Origin of the sequence: Cryobacterium sp. TMT1-2-2, assembly GCF_004403505.1 — a bacterium.
In the GTDB taxonomy this organism is placed as follows: Bacteria; Actinomycetota; Actinomycetes; order Actinomycetales; family Microbacteriaceae; genus Cryobacterium; species Cryobacterium flavum.
This window is the reverse complement of record NZ_SOGS01000007.1, coordinates 130,365-153,291: the sequence shown is the minus strand read 5'-3', so window position 1 is coordinate 153,291 and position 22,927 is coordinate 130,365. Positions and strand designations below refer to the sequence as shown.

The window sequence follows — 22,927 nt, the reverse complement described above, 5'->3', positions numbered from 1 at the left end:
TATGTTGCTTCGGTTGGGCTGAAGTTACGAAATTCCCGCTCTCGCGGAATGGGGCTCACTCGAAGCGAGCGGTGACCGCGTCTCCGTGCGCGGGCAGCGCTTCGGCGTCGGAGAGCGCACGGATGTGACCGGCGACGGCTTCGAGCGCCGCACGGTCGTAGCGCACGACCTGCTGCGGCCGCAAAAACGTATAGGCGCCGAGGCCGGAGGAGAACCGGGCCGCTCCCGCGGTCGGCAGCACGTGGTTGGAACCGGCAACATAGTCGCCGAGGCTCACCGGCGAATACGGGCCGAGAAAAATAGCTCCGGCGTTCTCGATTTCGGCCAGCACGGCGTCGGGATCACTCGTCTGGATTTCGAGGTGTTCCGGTGCGAAGGCGTTGCTGAAACCGGCCGCGACGTGCAGGTTATCGACGAGCACGATGGCCGACTGGCGGCCGCCGAGCGCCGTCGTCACTCGCTCATTGTGGGTAGTGGATGCCGCCAGCACGGCCAGGCGCGCCGCCACGGCATCGGCGAGTTCGATCGAATCGGTCACCAGCACGGTGGCGGCGAGCTCGTCGTGCTCGGCCTGGCTCACCAGGTCGGCGGCGACGAGCAGCGGGTCGGCCGCGGAATCCGCTATCACGAGGATATCGGTGGGGCCGGCCTCGGAGTCGATGCCGGCCTGCCCACGGATGAGCCGCTTCGCGGCGGCCACGTACACGTTGCCGGGGCCGGTGACGATCTGCACGGGTTCGAGGCCGATGTCGGGGACGCCGTAGGCGAGGGCGCCGATGGCACCGGCGCCGCCCATCGCGTAGATCTCGTCGACGCCGAGCAGGCCGGCGACGGCGAGGATGGTGGGGTGCACGCGACCGTCGAAGTGGCTTTGCGGCGGCGAGGCGAGCGCGATCGAACGCACCCCGGAGACCTGAGCGGGCACGACGTTCATCACCACGCTCGACGGGTAGACGGCCTTGCCGCCGGGAACGTAGAGTCCGACCCGGTTCACCGGCTGCCAGCGCTGGGTGACGGTGGCTCCGGCCTCGATCGTGGTCGTCACGTGCGGCGGCACCTGCGCAGCACTGGCCAGACGCACCCTGCGTATGGTCTCGGTGATGGCGGTGCGCACGTCCGGGTCGAGCCCGGCGACCGCGTCGGCAATGTGGCTGGCCGGAACGCGCACCTGGCCCGGGCGTACCCGGTCGAGGCGTTCGGCCTGGTCGAGCAGGGCGGCTCCGCCCCGCGCTCGCACATCGGCGATCAGCTCGGCCGCGATATCGGCGGCGACGGCCACGCTGGTCAGGGCGCGGGGAACGGAGGCCAGGAGCGCGGCCGGTGTGGGCTCGCTTCCGCGAAGGTCAATAGTCTGGATCATCGTGATCCAGCCTATCCGTCCATGAGGCGTAACACTCAGCGCGCGGGAATAGGCTGAGGTTGAAACAGATTGTTGGTTGAGTATGCAAAGCAACGTTGAACCCCCACTGACTACTCTCCCGGCAGCCCCACCGCTGGCCGCCGACCCCAATGCGCCCGACGACCTCGCCGCGTTCAAACACGCGTTCCGCCGCCACGCTGCCGGCGTCGCAGCGATCACGACACTCGCGCCCGACGGCAGCCCCGTCGGGTTCACGGCCACCTCCCTGGCCTCGCTGTCGGCGGTTCCGCCACTCGCAACGTTCAACATGGCCAGGTCGGCCAGCTCGTGGGCTGCGATCGCCGCAGCCGACCGCGTGGCCATCCACATGCTGGGTGCCCACAACCGGGCCATCGCTGAGAAGCTCGCCGGCCCGCACGCAGAACGTTTCGTCGGCGATCACTGGCAGCCTGGCCCGTACGGGCTGCCCGTGTTGACCGGGGTGACCAGCTGGATGATCGGCCGCGTTGTCGAACGTGTTTCGGTGCACAACAACGCCGTCGTGGTCGTGCAGATCGAGGGCGGCGGCATGGGCGCCGACGACGAGGCCCTGCTTTACCACGAGCGCACCTACCGGGTTCCGGGCGCCGCTGTCTAGACCAGCCCGGCCACCGCGCGGACCGCAGGGGCAACTCTGGCGCGAGATGCCACTTTCGGCCCTATCTTCCGCGGGACTCCCCTGAGCCTGGACACACTTTAGACAAGAGCCACTGCATGCTCGAGGAGCGCGGCCGTTACTGCATGCCGGCCAGCTTCTCGGCAGCCTTGCGACGACGGCGTTCAGCCTCGGCCACCGCCGCCTCCGCCGGAGTCGGCGCCGTTCCGCCAAGGTGCGCCGGCTGCCACCACTGGCCGGTACCCGGCACCGAATACTCCGCCTGCACGGCATCAACCAGGGCCTGCAGGGTGTCGTGGAGCCGTAGCGTGGTATCCGCGACGTCGTCGTCAACGCGGCCAGCGGCATCCGCTGAAAAAGGTTCCCCAAAACGGATGCTGACCGGCACGCCGATCCGCTCCCTCAGCGTCGAACGATGGTTCTTGGTCATGAGCCGATGCCCGCCCCACACCGCCACCGGAATGATCGGCACGTTCGCGGCCAGTGCCATGCGCACGGCACCGGTCTTGAGCTCCCGCACGGTGAACGAGGCGTTGACACCTCCCTCGGGAAAGACTCCCAGCAGTTCGCCGGCGCGCAGGGCCTCGACGGCCTGGGCGTAGGCCGCGCCGCCGCTCTCCATGTCGACCGAGATGTGCTTCATGCCGCGCAGCAGGGGCCCGACCAGCTTCTGGTCGAAGGCGCCCTTCTTGGCCATGAACCGGATATGGCGGCGGTTGTGCAGCCAAGTCACCCACTCGACCAAGGCGAAGTCCAGGTACCCGAAGTGGGTGATCGCCAGCACGGCACCGCCACTCGCCGACAGCTGCTCGAGCCCGGTGACAGTGCGGCGCACCCGAAGCAGGCCGAACAGGGCTCGCCCGGCTCCAATGGCGGCCTGGTAGATCGGCTCTCGCTTGTGCATGCTGCCAGCCTAGGCTCGCATCCTGTCAGTCATCTGCGGTCTACGGTGACGAAATCCGGTCCGAGGATCAGGTCAGGCAGTTCGGGCCGAGAATGCTCTTGAGTTCGCCGAACAGGTCTGCGCTCACTTTCACCCGGTGCGGCAGCTCGAACACCCGGGCCACATCACCCTTGACCAGTTTGAGCCGTACCTCGGCGTCGCCGGCATGGCGCTTGAGAATCTCACCGAGCGCACTCACCGTGTCGGTCGTCGCACGGGCCTCCCCCACGGTGATCGAGACCATGCTCTGGTCTGAACCCTGCCCGAGCTCCGGCTGGAACACGCTGAACGCGTGCAGGTTCATGCCGTCGTCGCGCAGGCTCACCCGCCCGCGCACCACGACGACCGAGTCGCTGATCAGTTCCGGCGCGAACTCGAGGTAGGCCTTGCCCATGAACATCGCGGTGATCTCACCGCCGAAGTCCTCGACCTGGATCATGCCGTACTGGTTGCCCGACTTCTTCGCGATGCGATGCTGCACACTCGTGATCAGGCCGGCCACGGTCACCGTGTCGCCGTCCTCGGTCGACTCTGAGGCGATCAGGTCGGCGATCGTGGTGCTGGCATGCTTGGCGAGCGGGATCTCCAACCCGGCGAGCGGATGGTCGGACACGTAGAGCCCGAGCATGTCGCGTTCGTAGGCGAGCTTCTCCTTCTTGCTCCATTCCGGCCGGTCCGGCACCTGCTCAGTGTCCTGCGGTTCGTCGAACAGGCTGTCGAAGTCGAACCCGATGTTGCCGTTGCTCTCTTCGCGCTTGATCTTGACGGCCGATTCGACGGCGGATTCGTGAATCTCAACCATGCCGCGCCGGGTCGCGCCGAGCGAATCGAACGCCCCGGCCTTGACCAGAGATTCGATCGTGCGCTTGTTGGCGACCGGAAGCGGCACCTTGCGCAGAAAGTCGTGGAACGACTCGAAGCGCCCCTTCTCCTCGCGGGCACCGCGAATGGCCTCGACCACGTTGAAGCCAACGTTGCGCACGGCACCCAAACCAAAACGGATGTCCGTGCCAACGGCCGCGAAGAACCCGATCGACTCGTTCACGTCGGGCGCCAGCACCTGGATGCCCATGCGGCGGCACTCGTTGAGGTAGAGCGCGAGCTTGTCGCGGGAGTCACCGACGCTCGTGAGCAGGGCGGCCATGTATTCGGCCGGGTAGACGGCCTTGAGGTACGCGGTCCAGTAGGAGAGCACGCCGTAGGCGGCGGAGTGTGCCTTGTTGAAGGCGTAGTCGGAGAACGGCAGCAGGATATTCCAGACCGTGGTGACGGCGTCCATTGAATAGCCGCGGTCCTGCATGCCCTTGGAGAAGCCCTCGAACTGCTTGTCCAGCTCGGACTTCTTCTTCTTACCCATGGCGCGGCGCAGCAGGTCGGCTTCACCGAGCGTGAAGCCGGCGAGCACCTGCGCGATCGACATGACCTGCTCCTGGTAGACGATCAGGCCGTAGGTGTTGCCGATGACATCTTTCAGGGCTTCCTCAAGCTCTGCATGGATCGGGATGATCTCCTGCACGCCGGTCTTCCGCAGCGCGTAGTTGGTGTGCGAGTTGGCGCCCATGGGCCCGGGGCGGTACAGCGCGATGACGGCCGAGATGTCTTCGAAGTTGTCGGGCTTCATGAGCCGCAGCAGGGCGCGCATCGGCCCGCCGTCAAGCTGGAACACGCCGAGGGTGTCGCCGCGGGCGAGCAGTTCGTACGCGGCGGGGTCTTCCAGGCCGAGGTCTTCGAGTACGGGTCGGTGGCCGCGATTCACGGCGATGTTGTCGAGGGTGTCGTCGATGATGGTGAGGTTGCGCAGCCCGAGGAAGTCCATCTTGATCAGTCCGAGCGCTTCGGAGGCGGGGTAGTCGAATTGCGTGACCACCTGGCCATCCGCTTCACGTTTCATGATCGGGATGATGTCGATCAAAGGGTCGCTCGACATGATCACGCCGGCGGCGTGCACGCCCCACTGGCGTTTGAGGTTTTCGAGGCCGAGGGCGGTGTCGAAGACGGTGCGGGCCTCGGGGTCGCTTTCGATCACGGCCCGAAAGTCGGCTGCTTCGCGGTAGCGCGGGTGGTCTTTGTCGAACATGCCGGTCAGTGGCACGTCCTTGCCCATGATGGCTGGCGGCATGGCCTTGGTGAGCTTGTCGCCCATGCCGAACGGAAAGCCGAGCACGCGGGAGGCATCTTTCAGGGCCTGCTTGGCCTTGATGGTGCCGTAGGTGACGATCTGGGCGACGCGTTCCTCGCCGTACTTCTCGGTGACGTACTTGATGACCTCACCGCGGCGACGCTCGTCGAAGTCGACGTCGAAGTCGGGCATGGAGACACGGTCGGGGTTCAAGAACCGCTCAAAGATGAGGCCGTGCACGAGCGGGTCGAGGTCGGTGATGCCCATCGCGTAGGCGACCATCGAGCCGGCACCCGAACCACGGCCGGGGCCGACACGGATTCCCTGCTGCTTGGACCACATGATGAAGTCGGCGACGACCAGAAAGTAGCCGGGGAACCCCATCTGCACGATGATGCCGATTTCGTAGTCGGCACGCTTGCGCACATCTGCGGGGATGCCCTTCGGGTAGCGCTTGGCCAGCCCGATCTCGTTCTCCTTGATGAACCAGCTTTCCTCGTTCTCACCCTCCGGGCAGGGAAAACGGGGCATGTAGTTGGCTTGGGTGTTGAATTCCACCTCGCAGCGCTCGGCGATGAGCAGCGTGTTGTCGCAGGACTCGGGGTGGTCCTGAAACAGGTGCCGCATCTGAGCGGCCGTCTTCAGGTAGAACTCGTTGGAGTCGAACTTGAACCGGTTCGGGTCGTCGAGGGTCGATGCCGACTGCACGCAGAGCAGAGCGGCGTGCGCGGTGGCGTCGTGCGCGTGGGTGTAGTGCAGGTCGTTGCTGGCCAGCAGCGGCAAGTCGAGCTCTTTGGCCAGCTTGAGCAGGTCGGTCATGGTGCGGCGTTCGATGTCGATGCCGTGGTCCATGATCTCGCAGAAGAAGTTCTCCTTGCCGAAGATGTCCTGAAAGTCGCCGGCGGCTTTCTTGGCTTCCTCGTACTGACCGAGGCGCAGGCGGGTCTGCACTTCGCCACCGACGCATCCGGTCGTGCCGATCAAGCCTTTGGAGAACTGGCTGAGCAGCTCGCGGTCCATGCGCGGTTTGAAGTAGTAGCCCTCGAGGCTCGCCTTCGACGAGAGCCGGAACAGGTTGTGCATGCCCGCCGTGTTCTCGGAGAGCAAAGTCATGTGGGTGTACGAGCCGGCGCCACCGACGTCGTCACGGTTCTGCCCGCTCGTGCCCCAGCGCACCCGGGTCTTGTCGCGACGATCGGTGCCGGGCGTGATGTACGCCTCGGTGCCGATGATCGGCTTGATGCCGGCGTCGGTCGCGCTCTTCCAAAAGTCGAAGGCGCCGAACACGTTGCCGTGGTCGGTGATCGCGACCGCCGGCATCCCCTGCTCCACCGCAGCTTTGATCAGGGGTTTCACCCGGGCGGCGCCGTCGAGCATGGAATATTCGCTGTGCACGTGCAGGTGGACGAAATTGTCAGTGGCACTGACCGGGTTACTCACAGGGACTCCGACGAGTTGGTGAAACGATTAGGGACGAGTCGGCCTCGGTCAGTCTCCGCGCAGCACCGCGAGGGCGTGCGAGAGGTCGGCCGGGTAGTCGGCGTTGTAGGTGACCCACTCGTGACTGTCCGGGTGAGTGAACGCCAACTGTTTAGCGTGCAGCCACTGGCGTTTGAGACCAAGCCGGGCGGTGATCGACGGATCGGCTCCGTACATGGCGTCACCGACGCACGGATGCCGTTGGGCCGTCATGTGCACCCGAATCTGATGGGTGCGCCCCGTCTCCAGGTGCACCTCGAGAAGGGAACCGTAGGGGAAGGCTTCGAGGGTCTCGTAGTGGGTGATCGAGGGCTTGCCGTCGGCCATGACCGCGAACTTCCAGTCCGACCGCGGGTGGCGGCCGATCGGGGCGTCGATGGTGCCGGTAAGTGGGTCGGGGTGGCCTTGCACGACCGTGTGGTAGATCTTCTCGACCTCGCGGTCGTGGAACGCCTTCTTGAGTGCGACATAGGCCGTCTCCGACTTGGCGACGACCATGAGACCGCTCGTGCCGACGTCGAGGCGGTGCACGATGCCCGCGCGCTCGGCGGCACCGGAGGTGGCGATGCGAAAACCCGCAGCGGCGAGGGCCCCGGGTACGGTCGGCCCGGTCCAGCCGACGCTCGCGTGCGCGGCGACACCGGCCGGCTTGTTGATCACGATGATGCTCTCATCGTCGTGCACAACGGTGAGGTCGGGAACGGCGATGGGGATGACGCGGAGTGGCTGTTTGGGCTGCCAGGTCACTTCGATCCAACTGCCGGCCCGCAAACGGTCGGACTTGCCCACCACGGTGCCGTCGAGCACGACTCCGCCGGCCTCGGACACCTCGGCAGCGAAGCTGCGGGAAAAACCGAACAGCTTGGCCAGGCCGGCGTCGACGCGCACTCCTTCGAGGCCGTCGGGGAGCGGCAGTGATCGCCGCTCCGGGGGGCTGGACAGGCCCGGGGAGCCGGTCATGGCCGGGCCTCGGCGCCCGGGGTCGGCCGTTCACGGGTGGGGGCAACGGTGTCGCTGGTGGTGGTATCGGGGGTCACAGCATCCGTTTGTTTCAGTGTTGGCGTGGCGGTCTTGCTTTCGGCCACGACCTTGTTGCCGTCGAGACCGATGCCGCGAATGGTCAGGATCATGAAGATGACCATGCTGCTCACGATGGCCATGTCGGCGACGTTGTAGATCGCCGGCAGCAGCCACGGTGTGGAGATGAAGTCGACGACGTGCCCGACGCCGAAGCCGGGTTCGCGCAGCAGCCGGTCGGTCAGGTTGCCGAGCACTCCGCCGAGTAGGAGTCCGAAGACCAGTCCCCAGGTGAACGAGTGGATGCGCCGGGCGAACCAGGCGATGAAGATGACGACGGCCGCGGCGATGATCGAGAAGATCCAAGTGGAGCCGCTGGCCAGGGAGAACGCCGCGCCCGGGTTCCGAACAAAGTGCAGTTGCAGCACGTCGTTCAGAACCCGAATCACGGACCCCTCGGTCATCGAAGCGACGACGAGGTACTTGCTGACTTGATCGAGCGCGTAAACGCCCAGCGCGACGAGGGCTAGAACGATAAGCGCTCGCGAACGCTTCTTCGTTCGGGCCCTAGGCTCCAAAGCCCTGGAAGCTGGGCTTCGGCGCGTTGCCGGCGTCCACCGAGGTCGCGTCGAGGTCGTGGAGCTGGCCCTCGATGTAGCTCTTGAGCTTCAGGCGGTACTCGCGCTCGAACGTACGCAGCTCGTCGATCTTGCCTTCGAGCGTTGAACGCTCCTGGTCGAGCTTCTGCAGTTGCACGCGCTGCTGGGTCTCGGCTTCGGCAATGACGCGTGCTGCTGTGGCGTGGCCTTCAGCGATCAAGGCGTCGCGCTTCTCGGCGCCTTCCTTGACGTGCTCTTCGTGCAGGCGGCGAGCCAGCTGCAGCAGGTTGGTCGTGCCGGCCGTCTCGTCGATTGGTGCGGCGGCGACAGGAGCGGCGACGGTTTCGACCACGACGGGCTCAGCGACCACGGCAGCGACCGGAGCAGCCTCAGCTGCCGGGGCAGCGTCAGAGCCGACCTGGCCCCGCAGTTCCTCGTTCTCCTTGGTCAGGCGACGCAGTTCGACGACGACCTCGTCGAGAAAGTCATCGACCTCGTCCTGATCGTATCCCTCACGGAACTTGGTCGACTGGAACCTTTTGTTGACTACATCTTCCGGAGTTAGCGCCATGGCTTTCCACCCTCAAAACTTGTATTTATTGTGAACATTTGACTGACTCAAGCCCATGAGTGGCTCAAGTATTTTATTGACTACGGGCTGCCGACGAGCGAGTACGGGCTCACGGCGAACCAGTCATCCGACAAGGATACATGCCCCGCTAGGCGCGTTGTATTATTCCTGCCACGGTCATGCCGACGATGCAGCAAAGCATCGTCAGTGTGAAGCCGAAATCCAAAGCGATGGGCCCGATGCGAAGCGGCGGAACCAGACGACGGAAGAAACGTACCGGCGGATCGGTCAGCGTGTAGACGAGTTCGACGAGCACCAGCAGGAAACCCTGCGGGCGCCAGGCCCGGTTGACGCCGCGCACGAGATCGATAATGAATCGACCCCAGAGCACGAGGAAGTACATGAAGAATACGAAATAGAGAAGATTCCCCAGAATTGATAGACCAGTCACACTTAAGTCTAGCCTTGCGCGAAGAAGGAGCTGTCTTCAGCGCCCTCTTCGGTGGTGCTGTCGCCGGAGACGACGACGTGGGACGGCGAGAGCAGGAAGACCTTGGCGGTGACGCGCTCAATCTTGCCGTACAGGCCCTGCGACAGGCCGCTCGCGAAGTCGATGAGGCGGCGAGCATCGCCGTCACTCATCTGCGACAGGTTGATGATGACCGGGATGCCTTCGCGGAAGGACTCGGCGATGACCTGGGCGTCCTTGTAGGCGCGGGGGTGAACCGTGAGAATCTCATTCATTTCAGACGCAGCCACATTCTGGGGGGTCGAAGTCTTACGCAGGGGGGTCACCGGTGCACGACCGGCATCATGGTGGGCCGCGTTGGCATGAGGGGCATTGCTGTCGTGCCCGCGTGCCGGAACGGCGCTCACGTGATTGGCAGCGGCATGGTTACTGGAGCCGCTGTTGGAATTGCCGGTACCGGCGGGTGCCTGGTACTCCAGCTCTTCGTCTGCCAGACCCAGGTAGACCATGGTTTTCTTGAGCGGGTTGGACATGTCGACCTCCGTGTTGGTTTGCTACTTCGAGATTATTAGAGCACCGGGCGATTGCCGGTGATTGCAGTGCCAATTCTTAGGTGTGTCGCCCCTTCGAGCACGGCCGCCGCGTAGTCCTGGCTCATGCCCATGGACAGTGCGGTGGCTGCCGGGGCCTGGCCGCGGATCTGTTCGCTGAACTCGCGTACCTGGGCAAAGGCCCGTCGCGGTTCAGCGCCGAGCGGTGCCACGGCCATGAGGCCGAGCAGGACGAGGCCCGGTGTGGCCTGAACGCTGTCGACGAGGGCCGGTAGGTTCGCGGGATCCACACCGCCGCGAGCCGCGTCATCCGTTAAATTCACCTGAATGAAGCAGTCAACGCTCGCTTGCTCCGAGCCGAGAGCGGTCACCAGTGACTCTCGATCAATCGAGTGGATGACGTTGGCATAGGCCCGCACCTGGCGCGCCTTTTTGCCCTGAATCTGACCGACGAAGTGCCAGACGAGGTCGAGATCAGCGAGCGACGCTGCCTTGCCCTGCGCCTCCTGGTGCCGGTTCTCCCCCAGGTTGCGAACACCCAGGGAGTAGAGCTCTTCGATCAATGAAATCGGGTGAAACTTGGTGACGACGATCGTGGTGATGTCGGCCGGGTCACGGCCAGCCTCACCCGCGGCATCGGCGACGCCAGCGCGCACGGTCTGCAGACGGGTGGCCAGATCGCTCGGTGGCGTTGTGCCCGGTGCCGGTTCGGCCGCCGCGTCAGGAAGTGCCATGCTCATGCTGCTCTGTTCGTCACGTGCGATTAAGGCAGTGCGCCCGGGGTCGACATTCTGACACATCGTCCCCGGGACTACTGTAAACGCGCCTTATTTGAGGAAGTCAGGGATGTCCAGGTCGTCGGCCTCTTCTTCAAAGGCCGGGTCGGCCACGGTCACGCCGTTGCCGGCGTCAGAGCCGCCCCAGACGGAGGCCGCGAGCTCGCCGTCGCTGTAGCTGCCCGAGTCGGTCGCTGGGGCTCCCGTGGCGCTCCCAGCGGATGCCGCAGCTCCAGCGGCAGCCGTTCCGGCGCCGGCCGCGATGCCAGCCGCGACGAGGTCGGCACGGCGAACCTCGACCGCCTTGGCGCCGGGCTCGCCGCCGTCGAAGCCGGCGGCGATGACGGTGACCCGTACCTCGTCACCCAAAGTGTCGTCGATGACGGCACCGAAGATGATGTTGGCTTCGGGGTGCACGGCTTCCTGCACGAGACGGGCCGCGTCGTTGATCTCGAAAATACCAAGGTTGGATCCACCCTGGATCGACAGGAGCACGCCGTGCGCGCCGTCGATCGAAGCTTCGAGCAGGGGCGAGGCGACGGCCAGTTCGGCCGCCTTGATGGCACGGTCGGCGCCGCGAGCTGAACCGATGCCCATGAGGGCCGAGCCAGCACCCTGCATGACCGACTTGACGTCGGCGAAGTCGAGGTTGATCAGGCCGGGGGTGGTGATCAGGTCGGTGATGCCCTGCACACCGGCGAGGAGCACCTGGTCGGCGGTCGCGAAAGCTTCGAGCATGCTGATGCCGCGGTCGCTGATCTCGAGCAGGCGATCGTTGGGTACGACGATGAGCGTGTCGACCTCGTTCTTGAGCGAGGCGACACCGGTCTCGGCCTGCGCCTGGCGACGCTTGCCCTCGAAGCCGAACGGCTTGGTGACGACACCGATGGTGAGGGCGCCGATCGACTTGGCGATGCGGGCGACGACGGGGGCGCCACCGGTTCCGGTGCCACCACCCTCGCCGGCGGTGACGAAGACCATATCGGCCCCGGCGAGGGCTTCCTCGATCTCCTCGGCGTGGTCCTCGGCGGCGCGGCGACCCACCTCAGGGTCAGCACCGGCACCGAGGCCGCGGGTGAGGTCACGACCGACGTCGAGCTTGACGTCGGCGTCGCTCATGAGCAGGGCCTGGGCATCCGTATTGATGGCGATGAACTCGACACCGCGGAGGCCCAGTTCGATCATGCGGTTGACGGCGTTGACGCCGCCACCGCCGATGCCGACAACCTTGATGACGGCTAGATAATTTTGATTGTTTGACACGTCCGGCCTCCGGGTGGAACCCTAAACCTCTAGTCGAAGTTTAAAGTTATGCTGAGTATGCAATTCCTGATTACGAAAGTATGCGGGCGCGGCGCGTCGCTGGGGAGGCGCGCCCGCGTGTCGCGAAGAACTCGAAGAATCCGTTGCCGCGACCCGTTGCGCGGCTCCGCGCGAACCCCTTCACGCCCATTTTGGGCTTCACGCGCCCATATGCTGCTCGCGCGCGCGGCACGCCAGCAGCGCCAGCCGCGCAAGCAGCGCCAGCCGCGCAAGCAGCGCCAGCTGCGCCAGCCGCTTTCAGTCGCTCGTGCTGCATAGCGGCGCGCCGAATCTTGCCGAGCGGTTGCCGCCCTTCACCGCGACCGAAACGGGTGGCCGTTACGGCGGTTACCGTAGCACGCATCCGTTTCGGGCACGGTCGCCAGGCGGAACGCCGAAAATCAGCGCAGCACGGCGCTGTCGGGCGAGGAGACGTCGTATTCATTCACGGTGCCGGCTGGGTGTCCCACCAGCAGGGCGGCCAGCACGACGGCCTTGTACTCGGATTTTTCCGGGCTGCCCCAAACCACGCGTTCGCCACCGAGCAGGCTCAGGGTGACGTCGTCGGTAGTGACCGCGGTCACCGAGTCCAGCTGGGTGCGAATGCTCTCCGGCAGCACGGCGAGGACCGCGGCAGCGGCCTTGAACCCGGCGCTGGAGATGCCGTCCGGCGCGTCGATCAGCGGGTAGCCGACCGCGCGTTCCGGCGTCGTCTCGATGACGACACCGGCGGCATCGACCAGGTCGAATCCGGTCGGTCCGGTCAGCACGCCAACCGGCACCCGCTCGACAATACGCACCACGAGTGTGCCGGGCGGGCGACTCTCCGTGACGTAGCTCTGGATGAGCGTGAACTTCGACAGTTCGCCCTTGACCACGCCGCTGTCGATGAGCGGCAGCGGGGTGCCGAGCTGATCGGCGAGGGCAGCTGACACATCCGCCGCCGGGATCCGGCTGGTGCCGACGACCTCGATCGTGCGCAGGGCCATCAACGGTGAGTAGGCCGCCCCGATGATGAGCCCGAAGGCAAGCACGATCGAGCCGACTCCGAGAATCCACGCGGTGCGCCGGCGCCGGGTGCGTCCGGTGAACCGTCGCACCTCGGCGCGTTCGAAGCGTTTGCGGGCGCGCTGGGCCGCCCGCAGCACCGACCGGGCCGCGCGGGCGCCGGGCGTGCCGCCGGAGGCCTCTCCAAGCGATTCTGCCTTTCTGCTCGCCCGTGCCGATGACGGGGCCGAGTCAGACGGCACCGGTTTGACCGTGACCGGCGAAGCGGATGAGCCTCCCCCGGCCAGCACGATCGGTTCCGTCGTCGTGTCGGAGGGATCAAAGGGTTTCGGCGTAGTTTTGAGCGCTGCGACGCCGCCGCGCGCTTTCTTCGGTTTCGCCGGCGCTGGAGCCCGTTTCGTCGGCGCTGGAGCCCGTTTCCTTGGCGGTCGGGCTGACGCCGGAGCGTCGTCAGATTCTGCGAGTGGCTGCACTGCCGGCTTGGCGCGCGGCGATTTCGCGGCCGGGGCCGCGGTCGGGGTCGGGCGCGCTGGCTGCGGCTCGTTCGGTCGGTCGAAGCCGGCCGGCCGCCTCACCGCCGCCTCATCCGCGTACTTTTTCGAGCGAGGCGAGCAGCTGGGGCACGATGCGGTTCACATCGCCGCAGCCGAGGGTCACGACGAAGTCTCCGTCGCGGGCGATGCTGGCAAGGTAGTCGGCGGCATCCTGCCAATCGGGCACGTAGGCGACGTGGGACGGGTCGCGGAATCGTTCGGAGACGAGCGCACCGGTGACCCCGGGCTCCGGGTCTTCGCGGGCGCCGTAGATGCCGAGCACGATGGTCTGGTCGGCGAAACTTTCGAGGGTCTCGGCGAATTCCCGCGCGAACAGACGGGTGCGGCTGTACAGGTGCGGTTGGTGCACCGCGATGATGCGTCCCTCACCGACCACGGTGCGGGCGGCGGCGAGGGCTGCGGCCACCTCGGTCGGGTGGTGGGCGTAGTCGTCGTAGACGCTGACACCGCCGACCGTTCCGTGCAGCTCGAACCGGCGCTGGGTACCGCCGAACCCGACGATGGCATCGAGGCTGGCCGCCGGGTCGAAGCCGAGGCCGACCAGCACGGCGAAGGCGCCGGCCGCGTTGATGGCGTTGTGCTTGCCGGGGATTCGCAGGGTCGCGTTGTAATCCTGACCACGCCAGGAGACGCTGAAGCTGACCGGACCCGTCGTGGTGATGGAGTGCACGCGCACGGTGGAATCCGGGTGCTCGCCGAACGTCATGACGCGGGCGGCGGCATCCGCTGCGCTCAGGCCCGCAGTGATGGCCCCGGTGACCCGGACCGCGCCGACGTCGTCGGAGGAGATCACGACGAGCTCCGTTGCGTTGCGGCTGAATTCGACGAAGGCGGCCTCGAAGGCTTCGAGGGAGCCGTAGTGGTCGAGGTGGTCTGGATCGACGTTCGTGACCAGGGCGACGGCCGTGTGGTACAGCAGAAAGGAGCCGTCGGATTCGTCGGCTTCGACCACGAACAGGTCGTCGGTGCCGCTGGCGGAACTGACTCCGAGCGATTCGATCACGCCGCCGTTGACGAAGCTGGGGTCCTGGCCGAGGCCGAGCAGACCGGTGACGATCATGCCCGTGGAGGTGGTCTTGCCGTGCGCGCCGGCCACCGCCACGAGCCGGTGCGCTCGAATGAGCCAGGCGAGGGCTTGCGCCCGGTGCAGCACCGGAAGGCCGCGTTCATTGGCGAGCACGTACTCGGGGTTGTCCTGCCAGAGCGCTCCGGTGACCACGAGGGTGTCGGCGTCACCGACGTTGGACGCATCGTGCCCGATGAACACGGTCGCACCGAGATCACGCAGCGCCGTGACGTTGGGCGAGTCCTTCGCGTCTGAGCCGGTGACCGTGTAGCCCTGGTCCAGAAACAGACGAGCAATACCGCTCATGCCCGATCCCCCGATGCCCACGAAGTGCACACGTCCGAGCTGGTCGGGAATGGTCAGAGTGAGGTCTGGTGCGATCACGGTTGTGCTCTTTCTCGATAGCAGTTAGAAGCAAGTAAAACGGATGCTGCGGGAACTACGTTACGCGTGCGAACGCCCGACGGGCACGAGCGCGCCATGCACCAGGTCGAGCATGCGGGCCGTTCCATCGCGCGCGCCAACGGATGCCGCCCCCCGCGCCATCACGCCCAGCCGCGCCCGGTCACCCAACAAGGTCACCAACTCACCCTGAACGAAGGCCGGCACGAAGTCCGCATCAGCGATCACCACGCCCCCTCCCGCTGCCAGCACGGGCGCGGCGTTGAAACGCTGTTCACCATTGCCGACCGGATACGGCACGTAGACCGCCGGAATACCGAGCGCACACAGTTCGCTCACCGTGGCAGCGCCCGCGCGCGTCACGGCGAAATCGGCGGCGGCGAGGGCGAGATCCATGCGGTCGCAGTACGCCAGCAGGTGGTAATCCGGCAGCTCGGGGTCGGCGACCTCGGCTTTCGACCCGGTGATGTGCAGCACCTGCCAGCCGGCGGCCACAATCTCCCGCGCCGAGGCGACCATTGTGGCGTTGAGTGTGCGAGCACCGAGCGACCCGCCGGTGACGAGCAGCACGGGGCGTTCCGGGTCGAGGCCAAAAAATGCCAGCGCCGCGGGCCGCGCCGCCACCCGGTCGAGTTCTTCGATTTCGGGCCGCAGCGGCATGCCCACGAACCGGGCGTGCCGAATTGGCGTGCCGCTGAAGGCGACTCCGACGTGCCGGGTGAAGCGAGCGCCGAGTTTGTTGGCCAGCCCGGGCCTGGCGTTGGCCTCGTGAATGACGATCGGCACCCCGGCACGGCGGGCGGCGAGGTAGGCCGGTGTGGACACGTACCCGCCAAACCCGACGACGACATCGACGTGCCTTGAACGGATGACGTCTCTCACCAGTCGCACGGCGGCGCTGAAGCGCGGCAGAAAGCGCAGGGCGGCCCGATTCGGACGGCGTGGAAACGGCACCCGGGGAACGGCGATGAGTTCGTAGCCGCGCGCGGGAACCAGGCGAGCCTCGAGGCCCTCGGCGGTTCCAAGAACCAGCACCGTGGCATCCGCTTCAAGAAAACGGATGCGGTCGGCGACGGCGAGCAGGGGGTTGACGTGGCCGGCGGTTCCGCCGCCCGCGAGAAGGTACGTGGTCATGCCCGGTTAGCCTCACTGGAGTCGGTGAAATCGTTCTGGGGTTCGCTCGAGCGGTCACCGCGCGCAAAGGAGAGCACGATGCCGATCGCGACCAGGGTGGTGAGCAGAGCGGTGCCACCGGCCGAGATCAGCGGAAGCGGTACGCCCAACACGGGGAACACTCCGAGCACCACGCCGATGTTGACGAAAGCCTGTCCGATGATCCAGACCATGGCGGCGGCCGTGGAGACCTTGGCCTGCACGGTCGTGGCGGTGCGCATGACGCGCAGAAAGGCGAAGGCCAGCAGAATGAACATGCCGAGCACGACTATGCAGCCGATCAGGCCGAGCTCTTCGCCGATGATGGCGAAGATGTAGTCGTTGTCGGCGGCTGGCAGCCAGGACCATTTGGCCTTGGAGTTGCCGAGGCCGACGCCGAAGACGCCGCCGTTGGCCAGCGCCCAGGTGCCGTGCAGCGGTTGCCAGCAGCTCGAGGAGATCTCACCGCTCAGCTCGGTGCAGCCCTCGTTGAGAAAGCTCATGATGCGGGTCAGACGGTTGGGGCTGGCGATGGCCAGAACGATAGCGCCACCCACTCCCACCAGCAGGGGCACGGCGAGCAGGCGCAATTTGACGCCGGCGAAGAACAGAGCGCCGAACAGAATGCCGGCCATGATCATGGTGGTTCCGAGGTCGCCGCCGATCATGACGAGCAAAGCGGCGCCGCCACCCACCCCGAACACCGGAATGAACACGTGCTTCCAGTCGTCGAGCTGGTGCTGTTTCTTCGACAGGATCACACCGAGCCAGATGACCAGGGCTACTTTGATGCCCTCGGACGGCTGGAACTGAATGCCGAAGATGTTCAGCCAGTTGGTGTTACCGCCGGTACCGCGGCCGAGCCCGGTAGCCACCACCAGAAACTGAAAGAAGCAGGTGATGAGCATCGCCGGCCAGGCCACGCGCCGCCAGAACGCGAGCGGCAGTCGGCTGACCACGAGCATGAGCGGAATACCGATCAGCGCGAACATGCCCTGACGCAGCAGTCCGCCGAAGAAGCCCATGTCGGCCAAAAACGAGTCCACCGACGACGACGACAGCACCATGACGAGGCCGAAGATCACCAGGAACAGGGTGGTGCCGAGCAGCAGAAAGTAGTTGCCGCCCTCGGACTTGAACACCCGCCCGAGGTTGATCCGCACCTGTGGTCCGCCCGGGCCGTCCGATGCCGCCGGTTTTTCGGGTGCCCCGGGCGGGCGCCCCGCAGCGGCACGGGAACCGGAGGCCGGCCGTGATCCGGGCGTGGATCGTGAACCGGCAGCAGGTCGTGAGCCGGAGGCCGACGCCTGCGCCTGCGTGGTCGGCCGGGTGCGGGAGGAGGGGTTACGCGGCACCTGTACCATCCGCGTCACCTACCCAAAAAGTCGTGTACTGCCTGATTGAAAAGTCGCCCGCGTTCGACATAGCTCTCGAATTGGTCCATCGATGCGGCGGCCGGTGCCAGCAGCACCGTGTCACCGGCCCGAGCGAGTTCGGCGGCCAGCCGCACAGCCCGCGTCATGACTAGTTCAGTGTCATCCGGGTCGATCTCATACACGGTCAGGTCGGGGGCGTGTCGCGCGAATGCCTGGCGTAATGCCAGGCGGTCCACGCCGATGATGATCGCGCCGCGCAACCGGCCGACGTGCTTCTGCACGAGCTGGTCGATATCCACGCCCTTGAGCAGCCCGCCGACCAGCCAGACCACCGACTCGTACGCGGCCAGGGAGGCGTCGGCGGCGTGCGGGTTGGTGGCCTTGGAATCGTCGACCCACTCGACGCCGTCGCCGATGGCGACCGTTTCGATGCGGTGGGCGTCGAGGTGGAAGGTTTCCAGCGCCGTGTGAATGGTGGCCGGCAGGGCTCCGTACGAGCGCGCGAGGGCGCTCGCGGCAAGCACATCCATGATCACGTGCGGCGCACCGAGTCCGGCCGCGACCAGGTGCGGCACGGTGGTCAATTCCAGGGCGCGTTCGAACCGGTCCTCGAGAAAAGCGCGGTCGCAGACGATGCCGTCGACGATGCCCAATTCGCTCGGTCCGGGCACGCCGAGGCCGATACCGATGGCCCGGGCGCCGTCCTGCACGTCGGCGTCCTGCACCATCGCGAGGGTCGCGGCATCCGCTGTGTTGTAGACGCAGGCGACAGCCGTGTTCGAGTAGACCTTGGCCTTGGCAGCTCGATAGGCCTCGGCCGACCCGTGCCAGTCCAGGTGGTCGTTGGCAACGTTCAGGCAGAGGCTTGCCCAGGGCCGCAGGGCGCCCGGACCGCTCAACGGCAGGTGGTGCAGCTGGTAGCTGGAGAGCTCAACGACGAGCACGTCCCAGCCGGCGGGATCGCGGATGGCGTCGAGCACGGGCACACCAATATTGCCGCAGGGGGCGACACGGCTGCCGTGGGCGGCGAGCATGCTGGCGGTGAGCTGCACGGTGGTGGTCTTGCCGTTGGTGCCGGTGACGAGCAACCACTCGGCAGGCGAGCCGACCTTGTCGCGCAGCCGCCAGGCCAGTTCGATGTCGCCCCAAACCGGCACGCCGTTCTCGTGCGCCCAGACCAGCAGTGGGTGGTCGGGGTGGAAGCCGGGCGAGACGATGATCACGTGCGGATGTTGCGCCGCGAGTTCCGCGGGCACCTCGCGCAGGTCAGCCTGCACGAACGGCACGCCGAGCACCGTGAGCAGGTCGAATCGTTCGTCGGGGCCGGGCGACGCGAGCACGAGCACGTCGGCGCCGAGTTCGGCGAGGGTGTCGGCGGCGGCGAAACCGGTCACTCCGAGGCCGAGCACGGCGACGCGCAGGCCCTTCCAGTCGGCGTGCCAGCTGGTGAGTGTGTTCAGGCGATCAGCGTCGCTCATTAGCGAGACAGCCACTCGAGGTAGAACGACCCGACGCCGGCGGCGACGAGCAGGCCGCCGATGATCCAGAACCGCACGACCACCGTGACTTCGGCCCAGCCCTTGAGTTCAAAATGGTGATGGATCGGGCTCATCAAAAAGATGCGTTTACCGTGGGTGATTTTGAAGTACGCACGCTGCACGATCACGGATCCGGCTTCCATCACGAAGAGGCCGCCGATGAGCACGAGGAGCAGTTCGGTACGGCTGAGAATAGCGAGGGCGGCCAGCGCGCCACCGAGGGCGAGCGACCCGGTGTCGCCGAGGAAGATCTTGGCCGGTGAGGTGTTCCACCAGAGGAACCCGATCAGCCCGCCGACGATGGTCGCCGAGACGATGGCGAGGTCGAAGGAGTCGGGGCCGAGGTAACACTTGAACTGGTCTGAGGCATCCGCTCCCCCAAAACAGCTCTGGTTGGACTGCCAGAACCCGATCACGACGAAGGAACCGATGGCGAAAATGGAGGCCCCGGTGGCGAGGCCGTCGAGGCCGTCGGCTACGTTGACCCCGTTCGAGGTCGCGGCGACGATCAGGCAGATCCAGAGCAGGAACACGGCGATACCGATGAAGGTGCCGAGTTTCATGAAGTCCAGCGGCAGGTCGCGAATGAACGAGATGCTGGTCGAGGCAGGCGTCTGGCCGTTACGGTCGACGAACTGCAGCGACAGCACACCGAAGGCGCCGGCCACGATGACCTGCCCGAGTACCTTCGACCAGCCGCCGAGGCCGAGGCTGCGCTGGTTGCGGGTCTTCAGAAAGTCATCGAGAAAACCGACCAGGCCGAGGCCCACCATCATGAACAGAACGAGCAGCGGCGACGGGGTGAACGGTCGTTGTTCGATCAGCATGGCTGTGAAATAACTGATCAGCACGCCCAGAATAATGATGATGCCACCCATGGTGGCGGTGCCGCGTTTGGCGTGGTGACTCTTGGGGCCGTCGTCGCGAATGAACTGACCCCAGCCGAACTTCTTGAACAAACGAATGAACAGCGGGGTCAGAAACAGAGTGAACGCGAGCGAAAACGCTCCGGACAGCAGAAGGACTCTCACGAGAACAAGTCTCCCAGTCGATCGCCGAGGAATCGCAGACCCGCGGAGTTGGATGACTTCACGAGCACGGTGTCCCCCGGATTCACGCTGGTGCGCACGAGTTCGAAGGCTTCGTCCGGCGTGTCGACATACGCCGATTCGCCGTCCCAGGACCCCTCGTTGATGGTACTGATGTGCATACGGCGGGCGGCGGGGCCGACCACGATTATCTGGGAGATGTTCAGGCGCACGGCGAGCAGTCCGATGCGATCGTGCTCTTCACCGGCTAGTTCACCGAGTTCGGCCATCTCGCCGAGCACCGCGATGGTGCGCCGTCCTGGAGTGCCGATCTGGGCGAGCGTCTTGAGCGCTGCGCTCATCGAGTCGGGGCTCGCGTTGTAAGCGTCGTTGATGACGGTGACGTCATCCTTGCCGCCGAGCACCTCCATGCGCCACCGTTCGGCCCGGGTGGTTGCCTCGAGAGCGGCGACGATATCACCGAGTGATACCCCGAGCACCTCCGCAGCGGCGGCCGCGGCGAGGGCGTTCATCACGTGGTGCTCCCCGAGCACCGGGAAGGTGACCGGTGCGCTCTGCCCGCTCGCCAGGTGCAGGGTGAAAGTGGTTCCGGTGCGGCCGGAGTGCAGGTCGCTCGCCCGCACATCAACCTGACCATATTCGCCGAAGCGAACGACACGGGCCGGGGTCATCGCCTGCATCTGCGCGACGCGCGGATCGTCGGCATTCAGCACCGCAACATCCGTGGAAAGAAGGTGGGTGACCATTTCGGATTTGGCGCGCACGGTGGCGTCGAGGTCGCCGAACTCGCCGGCGTGGGCGAGACCGATGGTGAGCACGATGCCGACGTCGGGGCGGGCCAGACGCACGAGGTGCGCGATGGCGCCCTCGCTGCTGGCACCCATCTCGATCACCAGGAAACGCGTGCTCGAGGTCACCTCGAGCATGGTCATCGGCGCGCCGACCTGGTTGTTGAAGGAGCCGCGCGGGGCGACGGTCGGGCCCACCCGCTCGAGCATGCTGCGGAGCAGGTTCTTGGTCGTGGTCTTGCCGTTGGAACCGGTGACCGCCACGATCTTGAGCGCTCCGTCAGCGCGCACGCGGGCGACGACCGTGGAGGCGAGGGCGCCGAGTGCGGCGACGACGTCGGCGACGACGATCTGGCTGACCGGCAGGTCGAGCAGGCGTTCCACGATGAGCAGCGCGGCGCCCTGCGCGGCGGCGACGGGCGCGAACACGTGCCCGTCGGTGACGGCGCCGGGCTTGGCGACGAAGATCGAGCCGGGTTCGATCAGGCGGGAGTCGGTCTGCACCGATCCGTCGATCAGGTCAGCGGCGGTGGCCGCGCCGGTCAGGTGCAGCGCACCGTCGACGGCGTGGCTGATCTCGGCCAGGGAGAGGGCGATCATTTACAGCCACCCAGCGTCGCGGAGCGCCTGGCGGGAGTCATCCCTGGCCGAATACGGCAGTTTCACGCCTTGTACCTCGTGGTAGTCCTCGTGGCCTGGGCCGGCGTACAGAATGGTGTCTCCTTCGTGTGCGAGTGACAACGCCGTACGGAATGCCGTACGGGGGTTGGCCACCTCGTAGAACTCGCCGTCTGGCACGGCGTCGCGCGCTGCTTTCAGCAGTACGGCGCGGATGCTCGCGGCGTCTTCAAATCGCGGGTGAAAGTCGGTCACGACCACGATATCGCTGCCCTGGGCTGCAATTCGGCCCATATCGGCGCGTTTCGTGGTGTCGCGGTCACCGTCGGCGCCGAACAGCATGATCAGCTTGCCCGGCGTGAACTTGCGCAGGGCCGCGAGGGTGTTCAGGAACGCATCGGGGCTGTGTCCGTAGTCGATGTAGACGAGCGGGCCCAGGTCGCCGGAGATGCGCTCGGCGCGCCCGGGGATGAACGCGACGATGCCGCCGTCGCGGTTCAGCGTGTGCTGGATCGCGTCGAGGTCGAATCCGCTCTCGACCAGCATGACGATGGCCAGGGCGGCGTTGGCGGCCATGTACCAGCCGAGCAGCGGCACCCGGGTGTGCAGGCGGCGACCGTCGGGACCGTCGAGTACGAAGTCGGTGTGGGACGCGGTTTCACCGACCACGGTCATGCGCCAGTCGGCGTCTACATCGGCCCGGTTGGTGATGGTCGTCACCGGAATGCGGCATTCGTCGGCGACGCGGCGGCCCCAGTCGGTGTCGACGGTGATCACGCCGCGGTGCGAGCGGTCGGGTTGGAATAGCTCGAGCTTGGCCTGGAAGTAGTCGTCCATCGCGGCGTAGTCGTCGAGGTGGTCGTGGCTGAGGTTGGTGAATGCGGCGATATCGAAGACGAGGCCGTCGACCCGGTAGCGGCTGAGGGCCTGCGCCGAGACTTCAATGCCGACGGCGCGCACTTCGGCCTCGTTCATGCGGGCCAGCAGGGCGTGCAGTTCGCTGGCTTCGGGCGTGGTCAGCGAACTCGTGACGGCGAGGTCGCCGATACGGCGTTCGGCGGTGGAGGTGAGTCCGGAGACGACGCCGAGTTGGTTCAGGATGCCGAATAGCAGGTAGACGACGCTGGTCTTGCCGTTGGTGCCGGTGACGGCGAACAGGGTCGCGGGGTTGTCGTCGGTGCGGTAGATCCAGGCGGCGACGGCGCCGAGCGCGGCGCGGGCATCCGGTGTCAGCAAAACCGGCAGGCCGCTCGCCGCAGCGAGCAGCGCTCCGGCCTCGTCGGTCAAAATAGCCACAGCCCCGGCTTCAGCGGCCGCCGCGGCGAAGGTGGCACCGTGCTGGTGTGCCCCGGCAACGCCGACGTAGAGGTCGCCCGGTTGCACCGTGCGCGAGCTCAGGCTCACTCCGGTGACTTCGAGACCGTCGATGTCTCCACGTACTTCCAGATCAAATTCGGCAACCAATCCCGACAAGGACCGCGGAACGGGGTGCTCGGGACGGAGAGCCGACGGCGCCAATTCAGACACGCAGGGCT

At 66.2% G+C, this 22,927-nt stretch carries 19 protein-coding genes; 1 reads left to right on the top strand and 18 read right to left on the bottom strand.

The window, feature by feature from the left end:
- Window positions 1-55: 55 nt before the first annotated feature.
- Window positions 56-1,360, bottom strand: coding sequence for a histidinol dehydrogenase (gene hisD, locus E3T35_RS05985; protein WP_134346742.1), 1,305 nt, complete (start codon window positions 1,358-1,360; stop codon window positions 56-58).
- Between the two features lie 82 nt (window positions 1,361-1,442).
- Here hisD and E3T35_RS05980 point away from each other — a divergent pair, with 82 nt between their 5' ends.
- A complete protein-coding gene (locus E3T35_RS05980) occupies window positions 1,443-1,997 on the top strand; it encodes a flavin reductase family protein (protein ID WP_134378123.1) in 555 nt (184 codons plus the stop codon).
- A gap of 136 nt (window positions 1,998-2,133) precedes the next feature.
- Here the strand turns inward: E3T35_RS05980 and E3T35_RS05975 are convergent, their stop codons facing one another.
- The 17 genes from E3T35_RS05975 to E3T35_RS05895 form a co-directional block, all read right to left on the bottom strand.
- Window positions 2,134-2,919: a 1-acyl-sn-glycerol-3-phosphate acyltransferase gene (locus E3T35_RS05975; RefSeq protein ID WP_134378122.1), complete on the bottom strand. Its 786-nt coding sequence runs from the start codon at window positions 2,917-2,919 to the stop codon at window positions 2,134-2,136.
- Between the two features lie 67 nt (window positions 2,920-2,986).
- Complete coding sequence (gene dnaE / locus E3T35_RS05970) at window positions 2,987-6,454, bottom strand: DNA polymerase III subunit alpha (RefSeq protein ID WP_134378244.1); 3,468 nt, start codon at window positions 6,452-6,454, stop codon at window positions 2,987-2,989.
- Between the two features lie 111 nt (window positions 6,455-6,565).
- The gene (locus E3T35_RS05965; protein ID WP_134346739.1) at window positions 6,566-7,516 is read right to left on the bottom strand and encodes an RluA family pseudouridine synthase; all 951 of its coding nucleotides are present in this window, start codon (window positions 7,514-7,516) and stop codon (window positions 6,566-6,568) included.
- On the bottom strand, window positions 7,513-8,151 hold the full coding sequence (gene lspA / locus E3T35_RS05960; RefSeq protein ID WP_134346738.1) for a signal peptidase II: 639 nt from the start codon (window positions 8,149-8,151) through the stop codon (window positions 7,513-7,515). The genes E3T35_RS05965 and lspA overlap by 4 nt, the downstream gene beginning before the upstream one ends.
- Window positions 8,141-8,743 (bottom strand): DivIVA domain-containing protein, encoded by a 603-nt coding sequence (locus tag E3T35_RS05955; RefSeq protein WP_134346737.1) that lies wholly within the window; start codon window positions 8,741-8,743, stop codon window positions 8,141-8,143. The genes lspA and E3T35_RS05955 overlap by 11 nt, the downstream gene beginning before the upstream one ends.
- 148 nt (window positions 8,744-8,891) lie before the next feature.
- A complete protein-coding gene (locus E3T35_RS05950; protein ID WP_174776441.1) occupies window positions 8,892-9,194 on the bottom strand; it encodes a YggT family protein in 303 nt (100 codons plus the stop codon).
- An 8-nt stretch (window positions 9,195-9,202) separates the two neighbouring features.
- Window positions 9,203-9,745 (bottom strand): cell division protein SepF, encoded by a 543-nt coding sequence (locus E3T35_RS05945; RefSeq protein WP_092339768.1) that lies wholly within the window; start codon window positions 9,743-9,745, stop codon window positions 9,203-9,205.
- 35 nt (window positions 9,746-9,780) lie between these two features.
- The gene (locus E3T35_RS05940) at window positions 9,781-10,497 is read right to left on the bottom strand and encodes a YggS family pyridoxal phosphate-dependent enzyme (protein ID WP_174776440.1); all 717 of its coding nucleotides are present in this window, start codon (window positions 10,495-10,497) and stop codon (window positions 9,781-9,783) included.
- A gap of 93 nt (window positions 10,498-10,590) precedes the next feature.
- On the bottom strand, window positions 10,591-11,802 hold the full coding sequence (ftsZ, locus tag E3T35_RS05935; protein WP_134346735.1) for a cell division protein FtsZ: 1,212 nt from the start codon (window positions 11,800-11,802) through the stop codon (window positions 10,591-10,593).
- 440 nt (window positions 11,803-12,242) lie between these two features.
- Window positions 12,243-13,139 (bottom strand): FtsQ-type POTRA domain-containing protein, encoded by an 897-nt coding sequence (locus E3T35_RS05930; protein ID WP_241988745.1) that lies wholly within the window; start codon window positions 13,137-13,139, stop codon window positions 12,243-12,245.
- Window positions 13,140-13,431: 292 nt separating this feature from the next.
- A complete protein-coding gene (murC, locus tag E3T35_RS05925) occupies window positions 13,432-14,853 on the bottom strand; it encodes a UDP-N-acetylmuramate--L-alanine ligase (RefSeq protein ID WP_134346734.1) in 1,422 nt (473 codons plus the stop codon).
- A gap of 60 nt (window positions 14,854-14,913) precedes the next feature.
- Entirely contained in the window at window positions 14,914-16,005 is a 1,092-nt protein-coding gene (locus E3T35_RS05920; protein WP_134378121.1) for a glycosyltransferase, read from the bottom strand.
- Window positions 16,002-17,387 (bottom strand): putative lipid II flippase FtsW, encoded by a 1,386-nt coding sequence (ftsW, locus tag E3T35_RS05915; RefSeq protein ID WP_134378120.1) that lies wholly within the window; start codon window positions 17,385-17,387, stop codon window positions 16,002-16,004. The genes E3T35_RS05920 and ftsW overlap by 4 nt, the downstream gene beginning before the upstream one ends.
- 5 nt (window positions 17,388-17,392) lie before the next feature.
- Entirely contained in the window at window positions 17,393-18,877 is a 1,485-nt protein-coding gene (murD, locus tag E3T35_RS05910; protein ID WP_134346731.1) for a UDP-N-acetylmuramoyl-L-alanine--D-glutamate ligase, read from the bottom strand.
- Window positions 18,877-19,968: a phospho-N-acetylmuramoyl-pentapeptide-transferase gene (gene mraY / locus E3T35_RS05905; RefSeq protein WP_134346730.1), complete on the bottom strand. Its 1,092-nt coding sequence runs from the start codon at window positions 19,966-19,968 to the stop codon at window positions 18,877-18,879. The genes murD and mraY overlap by 1 nt, the downstream gene beginning before the upstream one ends.
- Window positions 19,965-21,374, bottom strand: coding sequence for a UDP-N-acetylmuramoyl-tripeptide--D-alanyl-D-alanine ligase (murF, locus tag E3T35_RS05900; RefSeq protein WP_134378119.1), 1,410 nt, complete (start codon window positions 21,372-21,374; stop codon window positions 19,965-19,967). Before murF ends, mraY begins: the two co-directional genes overlap by 4 nt.
- Window positions 21,375-22,919: a Mur ligase family protein gene (locus E3T35_RS05895; RefSeq protein WP_134346728.1), complete on the bottom strand. Its 1,545-nt coding sequence runs from the start codon at window positions 22,917-22,919 to the stop codon at window positions 21,375-21,377.
- Between the last annotated feature and the right edge of the window lie 8 nt (window positions 22,920-22,927).

What these genes read in the sequence shown, in the direction of transcription:
- E3T35_RS05920 (WP_134378121.1), bottom strand. Translation starts at nt 16,005, where the DNA reads ATGACCACGTACCTTCTCGCGGGCGGCGGAACCGCCGGCCACGTCAAC.
- dnaE (WP_134378244.1), bottom strand. Translation starts at nt 6,454, where the DNA reads ATGCTCGACGGCGCCGCCCGGGTGAAACCCCTGATCAAAGCTGCGGTG.
- murD (WP_134346731.1), bottom strand. Translation starts at nt 18,877, where the DNA reads ATGAGCGACGCTGATCGCCTGAACACACTCACCAGCTGGCACGCCGAC.
- E3T35_RS05955 (WP_134346737.1), bottom strand. Translation starts at nt 8,743, where the DNA reads ATGGCGCTAACTCCGGAAGATGTAGTCAACAAAAGGTTCCAGTCGACC.
- ftsW (WP_134378120.1), bottom strand. Translation starts at nt 17,387, where the DNA reads ATGGTACAGGTGCCGCGTAACCCCTCCTCCCGCACCCGGCCGACCACG.
- E3T35_RS05945 (WP_092339768.1), bottom strand. Translation starts at nt 9,745, where the DNA reads ATGTCCAACCCGCTCAAGAAAACCATGGTCTACCTGGGTCTGGCAGAC.
- hisD (WP_134346742.1), bottom strand. Translation starts at nt 1,360, where the DNA reads ATGATCCAGACTATTGACCTTCGCGGAAGCGAGCCCACACCGGCCGCG.
- E3T35_RS05940 (WP_174776440.1), bottom strand. Translation starts at nt 10,497, where the DNA reads ATGGCACTTCCTGACGCGGCGGCCGAACCGGCACCGGGCACAACGCCA.
- E3T35_RS05980 (WP_134378123.1), top strand. Translation starts at nt 1,443, where the DNA reads ATGCAAAGCAACGTTGAACCCCCACTGACTACTCTCCCGGCAGCCCCA.
- E3T35_RS05975 (WP_134378122.1), bottom strand. Translation starts at nt 2,919, where the DNA reads ATGCACAAGCGAGAGCCGATCTACCAGGCCGCCATTGGAGCCGGGCGA.
- E3T35_RS05965 (WP_134346739.1), bottom strand. Translation starts at nt 7,516, where the DNA reads ATGACCGGCTCCCCGGGCCTGTCCAGCCCCCCGGAGCGGCGATCACTG.
- murF (WP_134378119.1), bottom strand. Translation starts at nt 21,374, where the DNA reads ATGATCGCCCTCTCCCTGGCCGAGATCAGCCACGCCGTCGACGGTGCG.